At 74.0% G+C, this 15,241-nt stretch carries 13 protein-coding genes; all 13 read right to left on the bottom strand.

Annotation, left to right across the window (positions count from 1 at the left end):
• Nucleotides 1–31 precede the first annotated feature (31 nt).
• Complete coding sequence (locus tag Sm713_RS12480) at nucleotides 32–2,434, bottom strand: GH92 family glycosyl hydrolase (RefSeq protein ID WP_249416253.1); 2,403 nt, start codon at nucleotides 2,432–2,434, stop codon at nucleotides 32–34.
• A 115-nt stretch (nucleotides 2,435–2,549) separates the two neighbouring features.
• On the bottom strand, nucleotides 2,550–3,488 hold the full coding sequence (locus Sm713_RS12475; protein WP_212909700.1) for an alpha/beta hydrolase: 939 nt from the start codon (nucleotides 3,486–3,488) through the stop codon (nucleotides 2,550–2,552).
• Nucleotides 3,489–3,686: 198 nt separating this feature from the next.
• Entirely contained in the window at nucleotides 3,687–4,517 is an 831-nt protein-coding gene (locus Sm713_RS12470) for an SAM-dependent methyltransferase (protein WP_212909699.1), read from the bottom strand.
• Between the two features lie 514 nt (nucleotides 4,518–5,031).
• Nucleotides 5,032–6,192: a beta-propeller fold lactonase family protein gene (locus tag Sm713_RS12465; RefSeq protein WP_212909698.1), complete on the bottom strand. Its 1,161-nt coding sequence runs from the start codon at nucleotides 6,190–6,192 to the stop codon at nucleotides 5,032–5,034.
• 192 nt (nucleotides 6,193–6,384) lie between these two features.
• Nucleotides 6,385–7,164, bottom strand: a complete 780-nt coding sequence (locus Sm713_RS12460; RefSeq protein WP_212909697.1) for an SDR family NAD(P)-dependent oxidoreductase — start codon at nucleotides 7,162–7,164, stop codon at nucleotides 6,385–6,387.
• A 258-nt stretch (nucleotides 7,165–7,422) separates the two neighbouring features.
• Nucleotides 7,423–7,983: an HD domain-containing protein gene (locus tag Sm713_RS12455; RefSeq protein WP_212909696.1), complete on the bottom strand. Its 561-nt coding sequence runs from the start codon at nucleotides 7,981–7,983 to the stop codon at nucleotides 7,423–7,425.
• The gene (locus Sm713_RS12450; protein WP_212909695.1) at nucleotides 7,980–8,834 is read right to left on the bottom strand and encodes an inositol monophosphatase family protein; all 855 of its coding nucleotides are present in this window, start codon (nucleotides 8,832–8,834) and stop codon (nucleotides 7,980–7,982) included. The genes Sm713_RS12455 and Sm713_RS12450 overlap by 4 nt, the downstream gene beginning before the upstream one ends.
• On the bottom strand, nucleotides 8,831–10,060 hold the full coding sequence (locus Sm713_RS12445) for an alpha-D-ribose 1-methylphosphonate 5-triphosphate diphosphatase (protein ID WP_212909694.1): 1,230 nt from the start codon (nucleotides 10,058–10,060) through the stop codon (nucleotides 8,831–8,833). Before Sm713_RS12445 ends, Sm713_RS12450 begins: the two co-directional genes overlap by 4 nt.
• A complete protein-coding gene (locus Sm713_RS12440) occupies nucleotides 10,057–10,848 on the bottom strand; it encodes an ATP-binding cassette domain-containing protein (RefSeq protein ID WP_212909693.1) in 792 nt (263 codons plus the stop codon). The genes Sm713_RS12445 and Sm713_RS12440 overlap by 4 nt, the downstream gene beginning before the upstream one ends.
• A 5-nt stretch (nucleotides 10,849–10,853) precedes the next feature.
• Entirely contained in the window at nucleotides 10,854–12,719 is a 1,866-nt protein-coding gene (locus Sm713_RS12435; protein ID WP_212909692.1) for an alpha-D-ribose 1-methylphosphonate 5-phosphate C-P-lyase PhnJ, read from the bottom strand.
• Complete coding sequence (locus tag Sm713_RS12430) at nucleotides 12,716–14,101, bottom strand: carbon-phosphorus lyase complex subunit PhnI (RefSeq protein WP_212909691.1); 1,386 nt, start codon at nucleotides 14,099–14,101, stop codon at nucleotides 12,716–12,718. Before Sm713_RS12430 ends, Sm713_RS12435 begins: the two co-directional genes overlap by 4 nt.
• Nucleotides 14,101–14,751 carry a phosphonate C-P lyase system protein PhnH gene (gene phnH / locus Sm713_RS12425; RefSeq protein ID WP_212909690.1) on the bottom strand — a complete coding sequence of 217 codons (651 nt, stop codon included), beginning with the start codon at nucleotides 14,749–14,751 and terminating at the stop codon, nucleotides 14,101–14,103. The genes Sm713_RS12430 and phnH overlap by 1 nt, the downstream gene beginning before the upstream one ends.
• Entirely contained in the window at nucleotides 14,748–15,182 is a 435-nt protein-coding gene (locus Sm713_RS12420; protein WP_212909689.1) for a phosphonate C-P lyase system protein PhnG, read from the bottom strand. Before Sm713_RS12420 ends, phnH begins: the two co-directional genes overlap by 4 nt.
• Nucleotides 15,183–15,241: the final 59 nt, after the last annotated feature.

The following is a 15,241-nucleotide window of genomic DNA, read 5'->3' as shown; positions in this document are numbered from 1 at the left end:
CCGGCCGACGGCCTCCGCGCCCCCGGCGCCCTCAGCCCCCGGCGCCCGGCCCCTTCCCGCCACCGGGCGCCGGGCAGCCGGCCGGGCTGGGCGGCGGCGCGGCGCCCGCACCGGTGCCCCAGCCGGACGGCCGCGGGCCCACGGTGAACGACAGCGAGCCGGCCGTGCGCAGGTCGTCCGTGCTGATCCAGGTGCGGGACAGGTCCTTGCCGCCGAGCGACGCCGACTGGGTGTAGCGGTCGGTGCCGCTCGTGCCCTTCGCGGTGATGGTGAGGCCGCCCCGCGGGTAGTACGCGCGGTCCAGCGTCAGGTCCACGCGGTCGAAGACGGGCGTGGACAGGCCCCAGGTGTCCGTTCCGGGGAACACCGGGAAGATGCCGAGCGAGGAGAGCACCATCCACGACGACATGGTGCCCAGGTCGTCGTTGCCCGTGACGCCGTCCGGGCCGCCCGTGAACAGGCCGAGGGCCGCGTGCACGACGTCCGTGGTCTTCCACGGCGCGCCCACCGACAGGTAGGTGTACGGCGCGATCAGGTCGGGCTCGTTCTGGGGGTTGTACTTGTCGGCGTTGTCGTAGTCGTACGGGCCGTTCACCCAGACCTTGCGGGCCGTGGCGTCCGGATCCTTCACCAGCCGGTCGTACGCGAAGAAGGAGTCGAGCCGCTTCTCGGTGGCGTCCCGGCCGCCGATCAGGGACATCATGCCCGGCACGTCCTGCGGCACCAGCCACTGGTACTGCCACGCCGTGCCCTCGTGGAACCCCTCCGCCCGCGCCGGGTCGGCCGGTCCCGTGAACGCGCCGTCGGCACCCCGGGGCCGGAAGAAGCCGGTGGAGGCGTCGAAGATGCCGCGGTAGTTCCGCGACCGCTTGGCGTAGCGCGCGGCGTCGTCGTGGTGGCCGAGCCGCTCGGCCATCTCGGAGAGCGCACCGTCGGCGAGCGCGTACTCCAGGGTGGCGGACGCACCGTGTTCGAGATCGGAGTCGCCGCCCTTGAGCTTCGTGCGGCCCGGCACGAACGGCACGTAACCGTCCTTGGTGTACTGCTCGTTGCCCGACCGCCCCGCGAACTGCGAGCCGGCGGGCGGCACACCGTCGGCGTGCTTCCTCAGGGCCTGGTACGCCTCCTCCTCGTGCCCCTTCAGCAGGCCCTGCCGGTAGGCGTTGGTGAGGAAGGGGGTGACCGGGTCGCCCGTCATGATGTTGGTCTCGACGGGTCCGTAGCCCCACTTGGGCAGCCAGCCGCCCTCGGCGTTCACGTCCAGCAGTGACAGCGCCATGTCACGGGACTCCCGCGGGGCCAGCAGCGCCAGCAGTTGCGCCTGGGTGCGGTAGGTGTCCCACAGCGAGTAGTTCTGGTAGTAGGTGTGGTCCGTGGCGCGGTGGACCCGGCCGTCGTAGCCGGTGTAGCGGCCGTCCACGTCCTGGCCGATGTTCGGGTGGAGCAGCGCGCGGTAGAGCGAGGAGTACAGCACCCGCTGCCGCTCCTGGCCGCCCCCGCTGACCCGCACCTGCTCAAGACGCTTCTCCCAGGCCGCGCGGGCGGCGTCGCGGGCGTGGTCGAAGCTGCCGCCGCCCTCGGCCCGCAGGTTCCGCTCGGCACCGGCGGCGTCCACGTAGGAGATCGCGGTGGTGGCCTCGACGTCGCGGTCGCCCTTGCTGGTGTCGAAGCGCACGTACGCCCCCCGCTTGCCGGCGCCCCCCGAGGAGTCGCTGCCGCCTGTCACGGTGGAACCGCTCCAGGTGCCGTGCGAGGCGAAGGGGCGGTCGAAGCGGGTGACGGTGTGGACGGTGTACGGGTTGCTGCCCCGTGCGCAGAAGCCGTGGCCGGTGACGGTGGCCTCCACCGTGCGGTCGTCGAGGACGCGTATGGAGCTGCTGTCCACCGAGTGGAGGGCCTGCCCCGAGTCGAGCATGACGTTGGCCTTGCCGGTGGCCGGGAAGGTGTAGCGCTGGCGGCCGGTGTGCTGGGTCGCGGTGAGCTCCGCCGTTATTCCACCGTAATCACCCATTTTCACCTTGTATGCCCCAGGCGATGCGGACTCGTCGTCGTGGCTGAAGCCGGCGGCGTAGTCGGCGTTGTCGGTGCTGGTGATGTCCCCCGTGGTCGGCAGCACGGGCAGGTCGCCCCCGAGGGCGCAGCCGACGCCGGACAGGTGCACGGCCGAGAAGCCCCGGATGCTCTTGCCGTTCCAGTCGTAGCCGGTGTTGTGGCCGGTGTCGGGCGAGAGCTGCACCATGCCGAAGGGGACGGCCGCCCCAGGGAAGGCGTTGCCGGCGTTCTGCGTCCCGATGAAGGGGTCGACGAGGTCGGTGAGGTTCCCCGCCCGCGCCGACGCCGCCGGATCCGTCCCGTTCTCCGGGGCACAGGCGGTGGCGGCGAACGCCGCCACGGCCAGCGCGGCGAGACCTCTGGCGGCTCTTGCTCGCAGCACGGGTGGCCTCCGGGACGGGAACGACGACGCGGAGCAGCCTGACCAGCAGAATGTCTCTTTGTCAACAATTTCCCGCTGGTCCTGGCCCCCGGACGCCGTCCCGTCCGGCCCCTGCCTACGCGGCCTCGGCCAGGTGGGCCCGGAAGAAACCGGCCAGCTTGGCGACCGCGGGTGTGACGTACTCCTCCTTGTCGTAGAGGTCGACGTGCGTCGCGCCCTCGATCCAGTGCAGGTCCTTCGGGCCGGGCACCTTCTGGAACGCCTCCACGCTCATCCACGAGGTCTCGGCCTCGCGTCCGACGATCATCCGCACGGGGCGCGGCGCGAGCAGGTCGAGGGAGCGGAAGGCGTCGAAGCCGGCGATACGGTCGACGCTGGTCCAGGTCAGCTCCTTGGCCGAGCGGGGGTGCCCGGCACGAGGGGTGCGGTAGTACTCCCAGCCTTCGAGGACATGGGATCCACCCTGGCGTGCCTCCTCCTCGGTGCCGGGGAAGAGCGGGAAGGTCCGGACGCCCTCGCCGCGGGCCTCGGCGGTGCGCGCCGCGCCGGCCGCCTGGAGCATGCCCCGGAAGACGGCGGGGGCCTGCGCGCCGTCGGCGCCGAGGCGGAACTGCCGGGCGATGTCGGCGGCGCTGACGGTGCCCACGGCCCTGATGCGGGGGTCGGTCGCGGCGGCGGCCAGGACGTACCCGCCGGAGGCGCAGATGCCCAGCGCGCCGATCCGGTCCGGGTCGACGTCCTCACGGGTGGTGAGGAAGGAGACGGCGGCCTTCAGGTCCTCGACCCGCTGGGCCGGGTCCTCCAGGCCGCGCGGCTCGCCCGCGCTCTCCCCCTGGTAGGCGGCGTCGAACGCCAGGGTGAGGAACCCCTCCCCGGCCAGCCGCCGCGCGTAGAGCCCGGCGGCCTGCTCCTTCACGCCGCTTCCGGGGTGGCCGACGACGACCGCCGGATACGGCCCCGCGCCGGCCGCCGGGTGCGGCCCGGCGCCGTCCGGGGTGTACAGATGGCCGGCGATCTTCAGGCCGGCGCTGGGGAAGGTGACATCGATCCGCATGGGGGACGCGCTCCGTGACGTGGCGGCACGGGCCCGGCAGGAGCCCGGTGGCCGGCGATCCGGGCCACGCCTTCACACTCGCGCCGCGCGGAACGCGGTGCCAGGGAGGACCTTGCCTATGCAGGCCGGTACCAGGCAGGGACCGGGCAAGGGCGGGGCGGGCCCCTGCGGCGGTCACCGCTTGGTGCCGACCGGCGATCACCGCTTGATGCCGACCCCGGCCCAGACGCTGACCTCGGCGTCCGTGGGGGTCTCGCCGTCCTCGCCCTCCTCGGCGTCCTCGACCTCCGGGTGCCAGCGGTGGGCCACCTCGATGCCGGGCGCGATGAGGTCGAGGCCGTCGAAGAACCGCGCGACCTCGTCCTTGTGACGGGCCCGGCCGGCCGTCCCGCTGTCGTTGTAGATCCTGACGATCTTCTCCCAGCTCTCCGGGTCGAAGTCGGGGGTGACGTGGGAGATGGACAGGGAACTGCCCGAGGGGAGGGCGTCCATCAGGTGGTTCACGATCTCGTACGGCTTCTGGCTGTCGGGGATGAAGTGCAGCAGGCCGTTGAGGGCCAGCGCGACGGGCTCGGACAGGTCGAGGACCTGGGACAGCTGCGGGGCCTTCAGGATCGCGTCGGGGTCGGTGACGTCCGCCTGTATGTAGGCGGTGCGGCCCTCCTTGGTGCTGCGCATCAGGGTCTGCGCGTACTTCAGGATCAGCGGGTCGTGATCGGCGTAGACCACCCGGACCTCCGGGGCGATGCCCTGGGCGACCTGGTGCAGGTTGGGCTCGGTCGGGATGCCGGTGCCGATGTCGAGCCACTGCCGGATACCGTGCTCCCCGACGAGGACCCGGGTGGAGCGGCGCATGAAGGCCCGGATCTGCCGGGCGGTCGTGATGATCGACGGCCAGGTCTCCACGACCTTCTCGGCCGCTTCCCTGTCGACGTCGAAGTTGTCCTTGCCGCCCAGGTAGTAGTCGTACATGCGGGCCGAGTGCGGCCTGCTGGTGTCGATGTCCCGCGCTGCGGGGGAGCTGCTCATGTGGGGGCCCCAATTCAGTCTGTGCGGTCGTGACACGCCGGTGCGCGGCCGGCGAGGACGGTCATGCGTGTTCCTTGCGCCTCTCGTCCAGGAGAGTCGCGCTCTCCTCGTGCGAGGTCAGCAGGATCTACCGTCGGCCCGCCGGCGACCCGGCGCGGCATCGCCTGCACCGGTCACCGCCCACAGGGTGGGCGCCGGCACGCCGCCTGATCGGCCTTTCTCCACAGCACACCTCCTGAGCGCCCGGCCCGAGGGGGCCTGAGTACCCGTCACCGGCACGAGTGTGTCATGTAAGTCTCAGATCGCTAACAGCCGGTCCGAAATCAACTCTCTGAAATTATCAGGGAGTAGCCGGTGCGAGCCGCGATCCGGGCCACGCCTTCACGCACGCGCGGGAGCGTGGTCGCGGTCACGCACGCGCGGGAGCGTGGTCGCGGTGCCGGGAAGGACCCTGCCCATGCAGGCCGGTACCAGGCACCGCGACCACGCTCCGAAGTCCGAGGGACCTCCGCCGTCAGAGGACGACGATGCCCTCGCCGCCGACGGCGTCGGGGACGGGCTGGGTCTCGACCTTGTGGAGCGTGCCGTCGCCGCCCACGCGGAAGACGTCCACGGATCCCTCGCCGCCGGTCTGCACGTAGAGGAAGCGGCCGTCGGGCGACACGGCGGAGTCGACGGGTCCCGTCCCGGTGGGGGTGTTGCCCAGCGGCCGGAGCCGCGCGTCCGCCGTCTGCTGGAACCCGGAGAGGGTGTTGCTGCCCGCGTTCGACACGTAGAAGCGGTTGCCGACGCGCACGATCCAGCAGGTCGCCTGCTGGCCGGTCGCGGCCTCGTCGACCAGGACGGCCCGGCCCCGGCGGTCCAGCCGGAAGGTGGGCACCGTGTTGAACACGGTGTCGGCGACCACCAGGCGCGCCTCGCGGTCGAACGTGAGGCCGAAGGGCCCCGAACCCGGTCTGGTGCTGACCACGGGGCGGGCGGAAGGCTCCCCGGACCGCGCGAGCGGAAAGACCTCGATGCTGCTCCCGCCCACCTTCGTGGTGACCACCAGGCGCCTTCCGTCGGGCGTGAAGGCCACCTGCGCGGGAGTGTGCGTGAACTCCGGGGCCGCGCCGGTGTCCAGGTGCAGCTCGCGATGCCACGACGCGACGCTCGCCAGCCGGTTCCCGCTGAGGCGGTAGCCCTGGACGGAGCCGCCCTTGCGGGCGTTGAGCACGAAGACCTGGTCGCCGTGGACCGCGACGCTGACCGGGAACGTGCCGCCGGAGGAGATGACCTGACGGCGCCGCAGCCGGTCGCCGTCGACGGAGAAGACGGTGACCGTGTCGCTGCCCGCGTTGACCGCGAAGAGCAGATGGTGACCGGGGTCATGGGTGAGGGAGCCCTGCGAGGCGAGGTGGTCCACGACCGACCCGCCGAGGATCCCGCCCCTCCCCCCGGTGCCGTACACCGCGCGCTGCCGCAGCGAACCGTCCTCGGCACGCCGGTACGCCACGATCTGGTTGCCGCCGGTGTCGTCCGTCTGCACGAACGCGGCTCCGCCCGCGCCGGGCCCGCCGGGGGCGGGTCCGGGCCCGGCCGGGGAGGCCTCATGAGCGACGGCGGGGGTGGCGACCACGGCCGCGCACACGGCGGCGGCCATGGTGGTCCGGACTCTACTGATGATCTTCGGCATGCTTCCTGCACCGATCCTTCTGGAGTCAGACGTCGGGCCACGGCGCCGACCCGTCCCCGAGACACCGGCCCGCACCGCGGTCCGGCCATCGTCGAACGGATCGCGCGAGGGGGCCCGGGGAGATCCGCACCGGGCAGCCGATCGCATGAGAGATCACCACGAATGGAGCCGCGCCGAACCGGCCGGGCACGCCTACGCCCCGCTCGTCCCCTGTCCGCGCCGGTCCGCGACGTTCCAGACCTGGCCGGTGTCGGGGAGATCCAGCCGTGCCACCAGGGATGCGGCCGATTCCTCCGGTGTGAGGAGGGTGCGCGCCGCGTACGCGTCCACGAAGCGCGCGTGGGTGGCCGCGCTGAGGCTTCCTTTGCCGTTCTCCCGTATCCACCCCTGCATGGCGGTGTCGACGGAACCGGGGCGGTACACGTTCACGGTCACACCCGTGCCCCTCACCTCCTCCGCGAGGTTCAGGGTGTGCGCCTCCAGAGCCGCCTTGGTCGTGGCGTAGGCGTTGGCGCCCGCCATGGACCCGGGCCTGGCGACGATGCCGCTGGACACGTTCACGACGCGCCCCCAGCCGCGCTCGACCATCCCGGGGACGAGAGCGAAGGCCAGGGCCGCCGCGGCGAACACGTTGACGTCGAAGGCGGCGGCCCAGACCCCGACGTCCATGCCCGTGCTGGAGCCGAGCGGGCGCACCGTCCCCGCGTTGTTCACGAGGATGTCGACGGGTCCCACCTCGCGGCCGGCGCGCCGGCCGACCTCGGCCACGGCTGCCGGATCGGACAGGTCGGCCGGTACGGCCACAGCCGACCCTCCCGCCTCGCGGACCGAGCGCTCGGTCACGGCCAGGTCGTCCGCCGTCCTCGCCACGAGCACGGACCTGACCCCCGCACTCGCGAGCCGGACGGCTATCGCCCGCCCGATACCCCGACCAGCGCCCGTCACCAGGGCCGTCCTGCCGTCCAGGGACATCCCGACTCCCCTCCGCCCCCGGCCCCGCCCATCCGGAGCCGTCGATTGCCTCACCACCATCCGCGTGGCTCCGGCGCAGCGTCTTACCGACGTGGCGGGCGAGGAGGGGGGAACCGGCCCGCGGTCGTGCCCATGACCACGGCCACGGCGAACCGCGGGGCCGCCAGCGGCGACAGGAGGCGGCCCCGTTCGCGAACGGCCGCAGCGAGCCGCCCGCGAACGCGGCCGATCAGGGGGCTCGGGATCGCCCCCGCCCGCTCAGCCCGCGTCGCCCCCCGCCGCCGCACGGGCGACGACCCGCTCGTGTGCCGCCACCAACTCCGCAATCGGCAACACGGACCCGTCAGGGTCCTTCGCCGCGTCGTCCCACCGCCGCAGCTTCACCGCGTCCTCGGCCATCGGGTGGGCGCCGAACTCGGCCACCTCCCGCTCGTCCATCGGGCCGCCCTGCCGCTTCAGCGACGCGACCGAAACGGGACTGAGCAGGTCGTGGTAGACGGCGTCCGTGGCCACCAGGTACCGCTTGGCCGGGACGTGCTGCGCGATGATCCACGCCACCCGCTCGCCGACGCGGTCCCTGGCGAACGCGGCGCCGGCCAGCTCGTGGGGCATGTTCGGGTACTCCGCCCGGACCGACTTGGCCCTGCCGATGTCGTGCAGCGCCGCGGCCACCACGAGTTCGTCGTCGGAGCCGGCGTCGGCCGCGAACCACGCGGCCTGCAACGCGTGCGTGCGCTGGTCGACCGCCTCTCCGCCGTAGGGCAGGCCGGCGAGCGAGTCGATCAGTTCGGTGAGCTGCGGACCGGTCAGCGGGGTCATGCGGTCTCCTCCTGCGTAGGTGTGTGCTCGGACGATCCGCGGATGGCGTCCGCGAGTTCCTCGGCGAGCTGCGGGGTCGCCGCGACCACGCCCGACCAGCGCCGGGTGAGGTCGTTGTCGATCTCCAGCGGGCGGCCGTGCACGTCGATCACGGCCCCGCCCGCCGCGGTCACGGTCACCATGGCGGCGGCGAGGTCGACGATCCGGTGGGTGTCGGAGCCGGCGTCGGCGAACGCGTCCGTCGAACCCTCGGCCACCAGCGCCGCCTCAAGGCAGCTGGTGGACAGGATCCGCACCCGTGCCGCCCGCTTGGCCACCCGCCACCACGCGTCCGCGATGTGCTTCTGCGGCCGCAGCAGGCTCACCGCGGCGCCGTCCAGCTCCCGGCGCCCGCTGGTGCGGTACGGGGTCGGCTGCCCCGCCACCGTGTGCCAGCAGCGGCCGGTGTCCAGCCAGCAGGTGAGCGCCTCGACGGGGACGCCGTCCACGGCGACGACGCCCGCGAAGGCGGAGAGCGGCACCCCCGCCGCCGCGTTCGCCGTGCCGTCGACCGGGTCGGTGACGAGCGTGACCGCGGAGCCGTTGTCGATGCTGCCCAGCTCCTCGCTGAGCAGGTTGATGCCGTGCGCGTCGACGACCTCGGCGATGGCGGTGTCCACGAGGATGTCCAGCCGCATCGTGGGCGTGCCGTCAGCCCCCATCTGGGTCTTCTCGGCCAGTTCGGCGCGGTCGTAGCGTTCGCGCGCGGTGCGGAAGGCGGAGACGGCCGCCTCCGTCGCCGCGGCCAGCGCCGGGTGGACGCCGGGGGGCAGCACCGGTGCGGGCACCGGCCACAGGATCTTGGTGCTCATGCGCTCTCACTCTCGGAGGTCTCGGAAATCACGGAACGGGCCCGCAGTACCGCGGCGACGACGGGCCAGGGGCGGCCGGGGCTCGCGAGGACCAGGTCGGCCCGCTGCCCCGGGGCGAGCCGGCCGCGGTCCGCCAGCCCGGCCACGTCCGCCGCGCCCCTGGTCACCAGGCCGATCGCGGCCGGCAGGGTGGCCAACCCCTCCTCGGCGAGCAGCAGGGCCGCCGCCAGCAGCCCCGACGGCAGGTAGTCCGAGGCCAGCGCGGTGACCAGGCCCCGGGAGACCAGCTCGCGGCCGGAGGCGTTGCCGTTGTGGGAGTTGCCGCGCAGGACGTTCGGGGCGCCCATCACGGTGGGCATGCCGTGCTCCCGCGCGGCCTCGGCGGCGGCCAGGGTGGTGGGGAACTCGGCCACCTGGCCGCCGCGCGCCCGCAGGGCCTCGATCTCCCCGGCCGAGCTGGGGTCGTGACCCATCAGCCGCAGGCGGCCGGCCCCGGCCTGGACGCCGAGCCAGCCGAACGCCTCCTCGCGCACGTCCAGCCGCCCGTCGCGGTCCACGATGAGCTGGTCGACGTGCAGGCGGGCCTCCTCGGGCGACATGCCCCGGGTCCCCACCAGGTACCGCTCGTAGTAGCCGCGGTCGGCGTACTGGCCCTGACCGGGGGTGTGGTCCTCGTGCGACACCAGAGCGGTGCCGTCCACCGCCTCGATCCTGCGGCGCAGGGCGGCGAGGCCCTCCGGGGAGCGCACGTCGAGGCGGTGCAGGATCCGGTGGTCCACCAGGCCGTCGGTGCGGCCCTCGACGACCGCGCAGATCTGCTCGGCGGTCTCCACGTCGCGCTCGACCCCGCGGCCGTGGCTCTGCTCGAAGGCCGCGCCGTGGAACACCGTCGTCACGCCGGCCGCGCGCAGCTTGCCCTCGAAGGACAGGAGGGCGAACTCGACGGGCAGTTCGGCGCCCGGGCGCGGCAGCTTCTCCCGCTCCAGGCCGTCGCTGTGCACGTCCACCAGGCCCGGCAGGCAGAGCAGCCCCTGCCCGTCCACGTCCGCCTCGACACCGGCCGGGTGCGGCTCCACCGCGGTGATCAGGCCGCTCCTGACGGCGATCAGCGCGTCGTCCACCACCCGGTCGTCGAGCACCGCGCGCACGTGCCCGAGCACGTAGTCGTCCGGCGGGGTTCCGAGCCCCCAGGCCCGCTGGGACGGCTCGGCCAACGGCGTACTCATACCGCTTCCTCCAGGATCTCCGCGGGAGCGCCCTGCCGGACGATCCGGCCCTCCCGCACGTACACCACCCGGGACGCCAGCCGGCGGATGGCGTCCATGTCGTGGAAGACGGCGAGGACCGCGACCCCCTGCGCGGCCAGCTCGCCGACCAGGTCGATCGCCGCCTCGCGGTTCGCCGGGTCCAGCGCGGAGACCGGCTCGTCGAGCAGCAGGAGCCGCGGCGGACGGACGGTTCCGGCCGCGAGGTTCACGCGCTGGCGCTCGCCGCCGGAGAGCACCCCGCAGTCGACGTCCCACAGCGCCTCGTCCAGGTTGAGGCGGCGCAGCGCCCGTGCGGCGGCCTCCCGCGCCTCCGCGCGGTCGAGCCCGCGCCGCCTGGCGACGGCCGCGACCACCTCCAGCGGACCGGTGCGCGGCGGCGCGGTGAGGAACTGCGAGACGTAGCCGAACTCGCGCCCGCGCAGCCGGGCCATGGCACGGTCGGCCAGTTCCGTGAGCTCCACGGGGCCGGCGGCGGTGCGCAGCAGCACCGAGCCCGCGTCGGGCAGGTAGGTGCGGTACACGCAGCGGAGCAGCGAGGACTTGCCCGCCCCGCTCGGGCCGGCGAGGGCCACGTGCTCCCCCGCCCGGACGTCAAGGTCGACGCCGTTCAGCGACGGCACCGTGCGCCCGTCGATGCTGTGCAGGGTGAAGGACTTCCGCAGCGCGCGCACCGACAGGACCGGGGCGTCGCCCCCGGCGCCGGCGGGCGCGGTGAGCGGTTGGCCGGCGTACACAGGGCCGTTCACGGGGCTCACCTCCGGGCCGCGGCTACCAGCCGCTGGGTGTAGGGGTGGTGCGGGTCGTGGAAGAGCTGGTCGGTCAGGCCGCGTTCGACCACCCGGCCGAGCTGCATGACGAGCGTGCGGTCGGTGAGCGCCTCGATGACAGAGAAGTCGTGGCTGACCACGACGGCCGCGATGTCGCGCTCGGAGAGCAGCCCGCGGAGCAGGTCGAGCACGCCGGCGGCCACGGAGGCGTCGAGGCCCGTGGTGGGCTCGTCGAGCAGCAGCACCGGGGGCTCGGTGGCCAGGGCCTTGGCGATCTGCACCCGCTGCCGCATGCCGCCCGAGAACGTGTGCACCGGGTCGTCCATCCGCGACAGCGGCACCTCGACCCGGTCCAGCAGTTCCGCGGCCCGGCGGCGGATGTCGCGGTAGCCGCGCCAGCCGGCCGCGGTCAGCCGCTCCGCGATGTTGCCGCCGGCGCTCACGCGCAGGTCGAGGCCCGCCGCCGGGTCCTGGTAGACCACGGCCATCGAGTCGATCCGCAGCCTTCGCCGGTCGGCGTCCGGCAGGCCGAGGATGTCGGTGGCGCCCCGCCCGGCGGCGGCCAGCCGCACCGTTCCGGCGGTGGCCGGCTCCTCGCCGACCACGCAGCGCAGCACCGTGGACTTGCCGGAGCCGGACTCGCCGATCAGGCCCAGCGCCTCGCCGGGCGCCACGTCGAAGGAGACGTCCCAGGCGGCCACCACCGCTCCGGTGGCGGGGCTGACGGCGGTGCCGTGCTCGGGCCCGGTGCCGGGGACGGCCGCCGCGCCGCCCGCGCCGTGCACCTTCCCGATGCCGTCGACCCGCAGGGCCCACTCCGGTCCGTCCGCGACGATCTCGCGGGGCACCGCGGGCCTGGTGATCTCGTGGCCGAGCGGGTCGGCGAGGAGCGGGCGGGCCGACCGGTCGGGCAGCAGGTGCAGGGGGGAGTGCCGGCGGTGTCCGGCGACGTCGGCGTCCCCGGCCCGCACCCGCGCGCACCACTCCGTGTCGCTGCACGCGTAGTCGCCGCTGGTACCGGCGTCCACGAGGTAGACGTCGTCGCTGCCGCAGTACCTGCACCGCGCGCCGGGCGCGTGCTCCACCTCGAAGGGAACGTCGTCGAAGGTGAGCGGCCGGACGTCGGTGTGCGGGGGCACCGCGTAGATCCGCTTCTCGCGGCCCGCGCCGAAGAGGTTGAGGTGCTCCGCCTCGTGCAGCCGCGGCACGTCCCACCTGGGGATCGGGCTGGTCGCCATCACGTACCGGCCGCCGACCAGGACGGGGTATCCGGTGCTGGCGGTGATCATGCCGTTGCGCACGATGTCCTCGTAGAGGCTCACCCACATCGCGGAGTAGTCGTCCTCGGCGTGCATCCTGTCGCACTCGGCCACGGACTTCTGGACGCCGCGCAGCGGTTCCGGGACGGGAACCTGGTAGACGAGCACGTGGTGGGCGCCCATGGCCTCCTCCGGGACCCGGTGCCGGGTCTGCACGACGGTGGCCTCGCGGGTGTCGGTGGACTCCTCGGCGCCCGTGGTCCCCGCGATCATCCTGCGCAGGTTGGTCGCGTTGACCCCGGCGTCGTCGCCCTGGTCGATCACCTTCACGGTGTCGTCCGCGCCGATCACGGCAAGGGTGACCTGGAGCCCGCCCGAGCCCCAGCCCCGCGCGACCGGCATCTCCCGGGAGCCGAAGGGGACCTGGTATCCGGGCACGCAGACGGCGGCGATCGCCGCCCGGCGGATCTCCCTCTTCGCGCCCTCGTCGAGGATCCCGGCCGGCGGGCTGCCCGCGTCGCTCTCGGCGAGCAGCAGGTCGATCTGCGAGGGGCCGGCCGCTGGGCCGGCCGTCTCTACGGTGGTCGTCATCGGGGATCCTTCCCGGCCGGTTCGGCGGATACGGCCGGTTCGGCGGGCTCGACGGGCACGGCGGACTCGGCCGGTCCGGCGGATACGGCCGATTCGGCCAGTTCGGCGGGCTCGACGGGCACGGCGGACTCGGCCGGTCCGGCGGATACGGCCGATTCGGCCAGTTCGGCGGGCTCGACGGGCACGGCGGACTCGGCCGGTCCGGCGGATACGGCCGATTCGGCCAGTTCGGCGGACTCGGCGGACTCGGCGGACTCACCCGGTTCGGCGGACTCGGCCAGTTCGGCGGGACGGGCCGCCGCTCCCGGCTCCTCGCCGCTGCCGGCCGCCGCCCGCATCGCCCGCTTCCGCTCGACCATCGAGCGGAAGGTGACGTAGTGCGGCAGCTTGAGGTGTTCGAGGAAGCCTCCGGAGTCGAGGCCGTCCACGGTCAGCAGCAGGAGCTGCTCCAGCGGCCCGCTCCTGCCGAAGCGCCGGTTCGCGATGTCCAGGTTGGCCATGGCGATGGCCTTGCGCTCGTTGTGGCCGAAGCAGAAGCCGTAGCCCACGTCGAACCGGGCCCGGTCCTCGTCGGCTCCGTCGAGGTCCTCGATGGCCTCGGCCTCGGTCGCCCGGAACTCGCCGACGGAGACAGCGTTCCCCGTGTGCGGGTGGCGGACGGAGAGCGGCAGCCGGCCGTGCCTCAGCTCGCCGAGGGTGACCTCGTGGACGTGGCCGTCGGGTCCGAGGATCGAGCGGTACCAGAGCCCGACCAGGGCGCCGGTCTCCGCGCGGGCCATGGCGGCCAGCACGGCGGAACGTTCCGCCGGGGGCCTGGCCGGCCTCCTGGTGATGTCATACGGCTCCGGGTCGTCGCCGCTGCGCTGATCGGCCACCAGGTCGAGCTTCCTGAGCAGATCGAGGAACCGCCGCGGACGGCGCTCGTCCTCGGTGCGCTCGGGGGCCTGCTTGCCCTCCCCCCGCTCCGGCGCCGGCGGCTGACCGTCCGGCTGCTCCAGCATCCGCCCGGTGTAGTCGGTGGTGCGGCCGAGCAGCTGGGGGCCGTCGGGCTGGCGGAAGGCCGGCACGATGCGGCGCATGACGACCATGTCTGACGGGTCGACCGGTTCGCTGACGGCCAGTCGCGGCAGGGTGGACCGCTGCGCCCGCATGAGGTGGGAGGCCTCCAGGGTGTCCCCCTCGGCCTGGCGGAAGGCGGCAGCGGCGGTGGACTCGTCGTAGAGGCCCGCCTCGCCCATCACCCGGTCGACGGCCAGCCGGAAGCGGCCGGTGATCTGCCCCGCCGACGCCCACGGCGACGGGGCGTGGTCGCGCTTCGTGCGGACCAGGTCCTCGGCGGCGAGGATCGCCTCCAGGCCGCCGCGTGCTCCCGAGTACCCCATCAGCCGTCCTCCTCCACGATCGCGGTGCTGCGCGGCAGCCCGATCACCCGTCCGCCGGGTGTGGTCAGCAACAGGTCGATGCCTGCGGGGAAGGCGGCGACCGCCTCGGCCCGTGCGGCGAGGAGCCCGTCCGGCACGCCCTGCGGCGCGACGGCGAGCTCGCCGGGCACGCCGGGTCCGGACAGGCGCCACGTGCGCCCGCCGCCCTGGACGTCGGAGATCGGCACGCACAGCAGCGCCCCGTCCTCGGGCCGCCTGGCGTCGCCCCTGCGCAACCGCCGGACCTGGTCCGGGGTGATGGTGCGCAGGGCGGTAACGAGCGCGGCCTCCTCCAGCGGCGCGACGGGGGCGCTGGTGGCCACGCCGGCCACCGCGGACCAGTTCTCGGGGTCGCCGGCCGCGTCGGCCACGCAGATTCCGGTACCGAGGTCGGCGAGCGCGAGGACGGGCAGCAGGACGGCGGGGACGGAGCCCGGGGCGTCCCCGGGGAGCCGGCCGGGGGTGCCGGGGCGCGCCAGGGCGTCCAGCACGGCGCGGAACGTGCGCTGGGCCTGGGTGGGGTGCAGCCGTGCGGCGGCCACGAGTTCGGCGGCGGGGTCGGTGGCCGCCGCCGCGCCGGCCGGGGCCCGCTCCGTCCGGATGCCTGTCACGTCAGCTCCTCGAACTCGACGACGGTGGGGGCGAGCTCCGCCCACTCCTCGGCGTCGCGCCGCTCCAGGCGCAGGGCCACCCGCCGGCACAGCGCGTCGACCTCCTCCGCACCCGGGCGCTCGGCCTGGACCTCGGCGTCGAGCACCGCGGCGGCCAGCACCGCCGCGCGGTCGTCGCCCAGACGCATGGCCCAGCCGCGGTGGCCGGCGAGCTCCACCTCGGCCCGGCACGCCAGCACGTCGCCGGCCACGAACCGCTGGGCCAGGACGGGTTCGCGCACCTGCGCGGTGATGCACCCCACTTCCGGTGCGACCAGGATCCGCACCTGCGCGCCGTCGGCGAGGCAGGCGTCCGCGGACGCGATCAGCTCGTCGCGGTCCGCCCGGGCCAGCAAGGCGCAGCGGCGCTCCCTACTCAACGCTTCGGTCACCGGATCTCCTGGATCTGCATGAGTCACCTCGGGTTCGGTGGGTGAGGTGGTGGAAACCA

Origin of the sequence: Streptomyces sp. TS71-3 (assembly GCF_018327685.1) — a bacterium.
GTDB lineage: Bacteria > Actinomycetota > Actinomycetes > Streptomycetales > Streptomycetaceae > Streptomyces.
Note: the sequence above shows the minus strand (reverse complement) of the source record. Positions and strands in the feature narration are given on the sequence as shown.

What these genes read in the sequence shown, in the direction of transcription:
- Sm713_RS12475 (WP_212909700.1), bottom strand. Translation starts at nt 3,488, where the DNA reads ATGCGGATCGATGTCACCTTCCCCAGCGCCGGCCTGAAGATCGCCGGC.
- Sm713_RS12470 (WP_212909699.1), bottom strand. Translation starts at nt 4,517, where the DNA reads ATGAGCAGCTCCCCCGCAGCGCGGGACATCGACACCAGCAGGCCGCAC.
- Sm713_RS12465 (WP_212909698.1), bottom strand. Translation starts at nt 6,192, where the DNA reads ATGCCGAAGATCATCAGTAGAGTCCGGACCACCATGGCCGCCGCCGTG.
- Sm713_RS12460 (WP_212909697.1), bottom strand. Translation starts at nt 7,164, where the DNA reads ATGTCCCTGGACGGCAGGACGGCCCTGGTGACGGGCGCTGGTCGGGGT.
- Sm713_RS12455 (WP_212909696.1), bottom strand. Translation starts at nt 7,983, where the DNA reads ATGACCCCGCTGACCGGTCCGCAGCTCACCGAACTGATCGACTCGCTC.
- Sm713_RS12450 (WP_212909695.1), bottom strand. Translation starts at nt 8,834, where the DNA reads ATGAGCACCAAGATCCTGTGGCCGGTGCCCGCACCGGTGCTGCCCCCC.
- Sm713_RS12445 (WP_212909694.1), bottom strand. Translation starts at nt 10,060, where the DNA reads ATGAGTACGCCGTTGGCCGAGCCGTCCCAGCGGGCCTGGGGGCTCGGA.
- Sm713_RS12435 (WP_212909692.1), bottom strand. Translation starts at nt 12,719, where the DNA reads ATGACGACCACCGTAGAGACGGCCGGCCCAGCGGCCGGCCCCTCGCAG.
- Sm713_RS12430 (WP_212909691.1), bottom strand. Translation starts at nt 14,101, where the DNA reads ATGGGGTACTCGGGAGCACGCGGCGGCCTGGAGGCGATCCTCGCCGCC.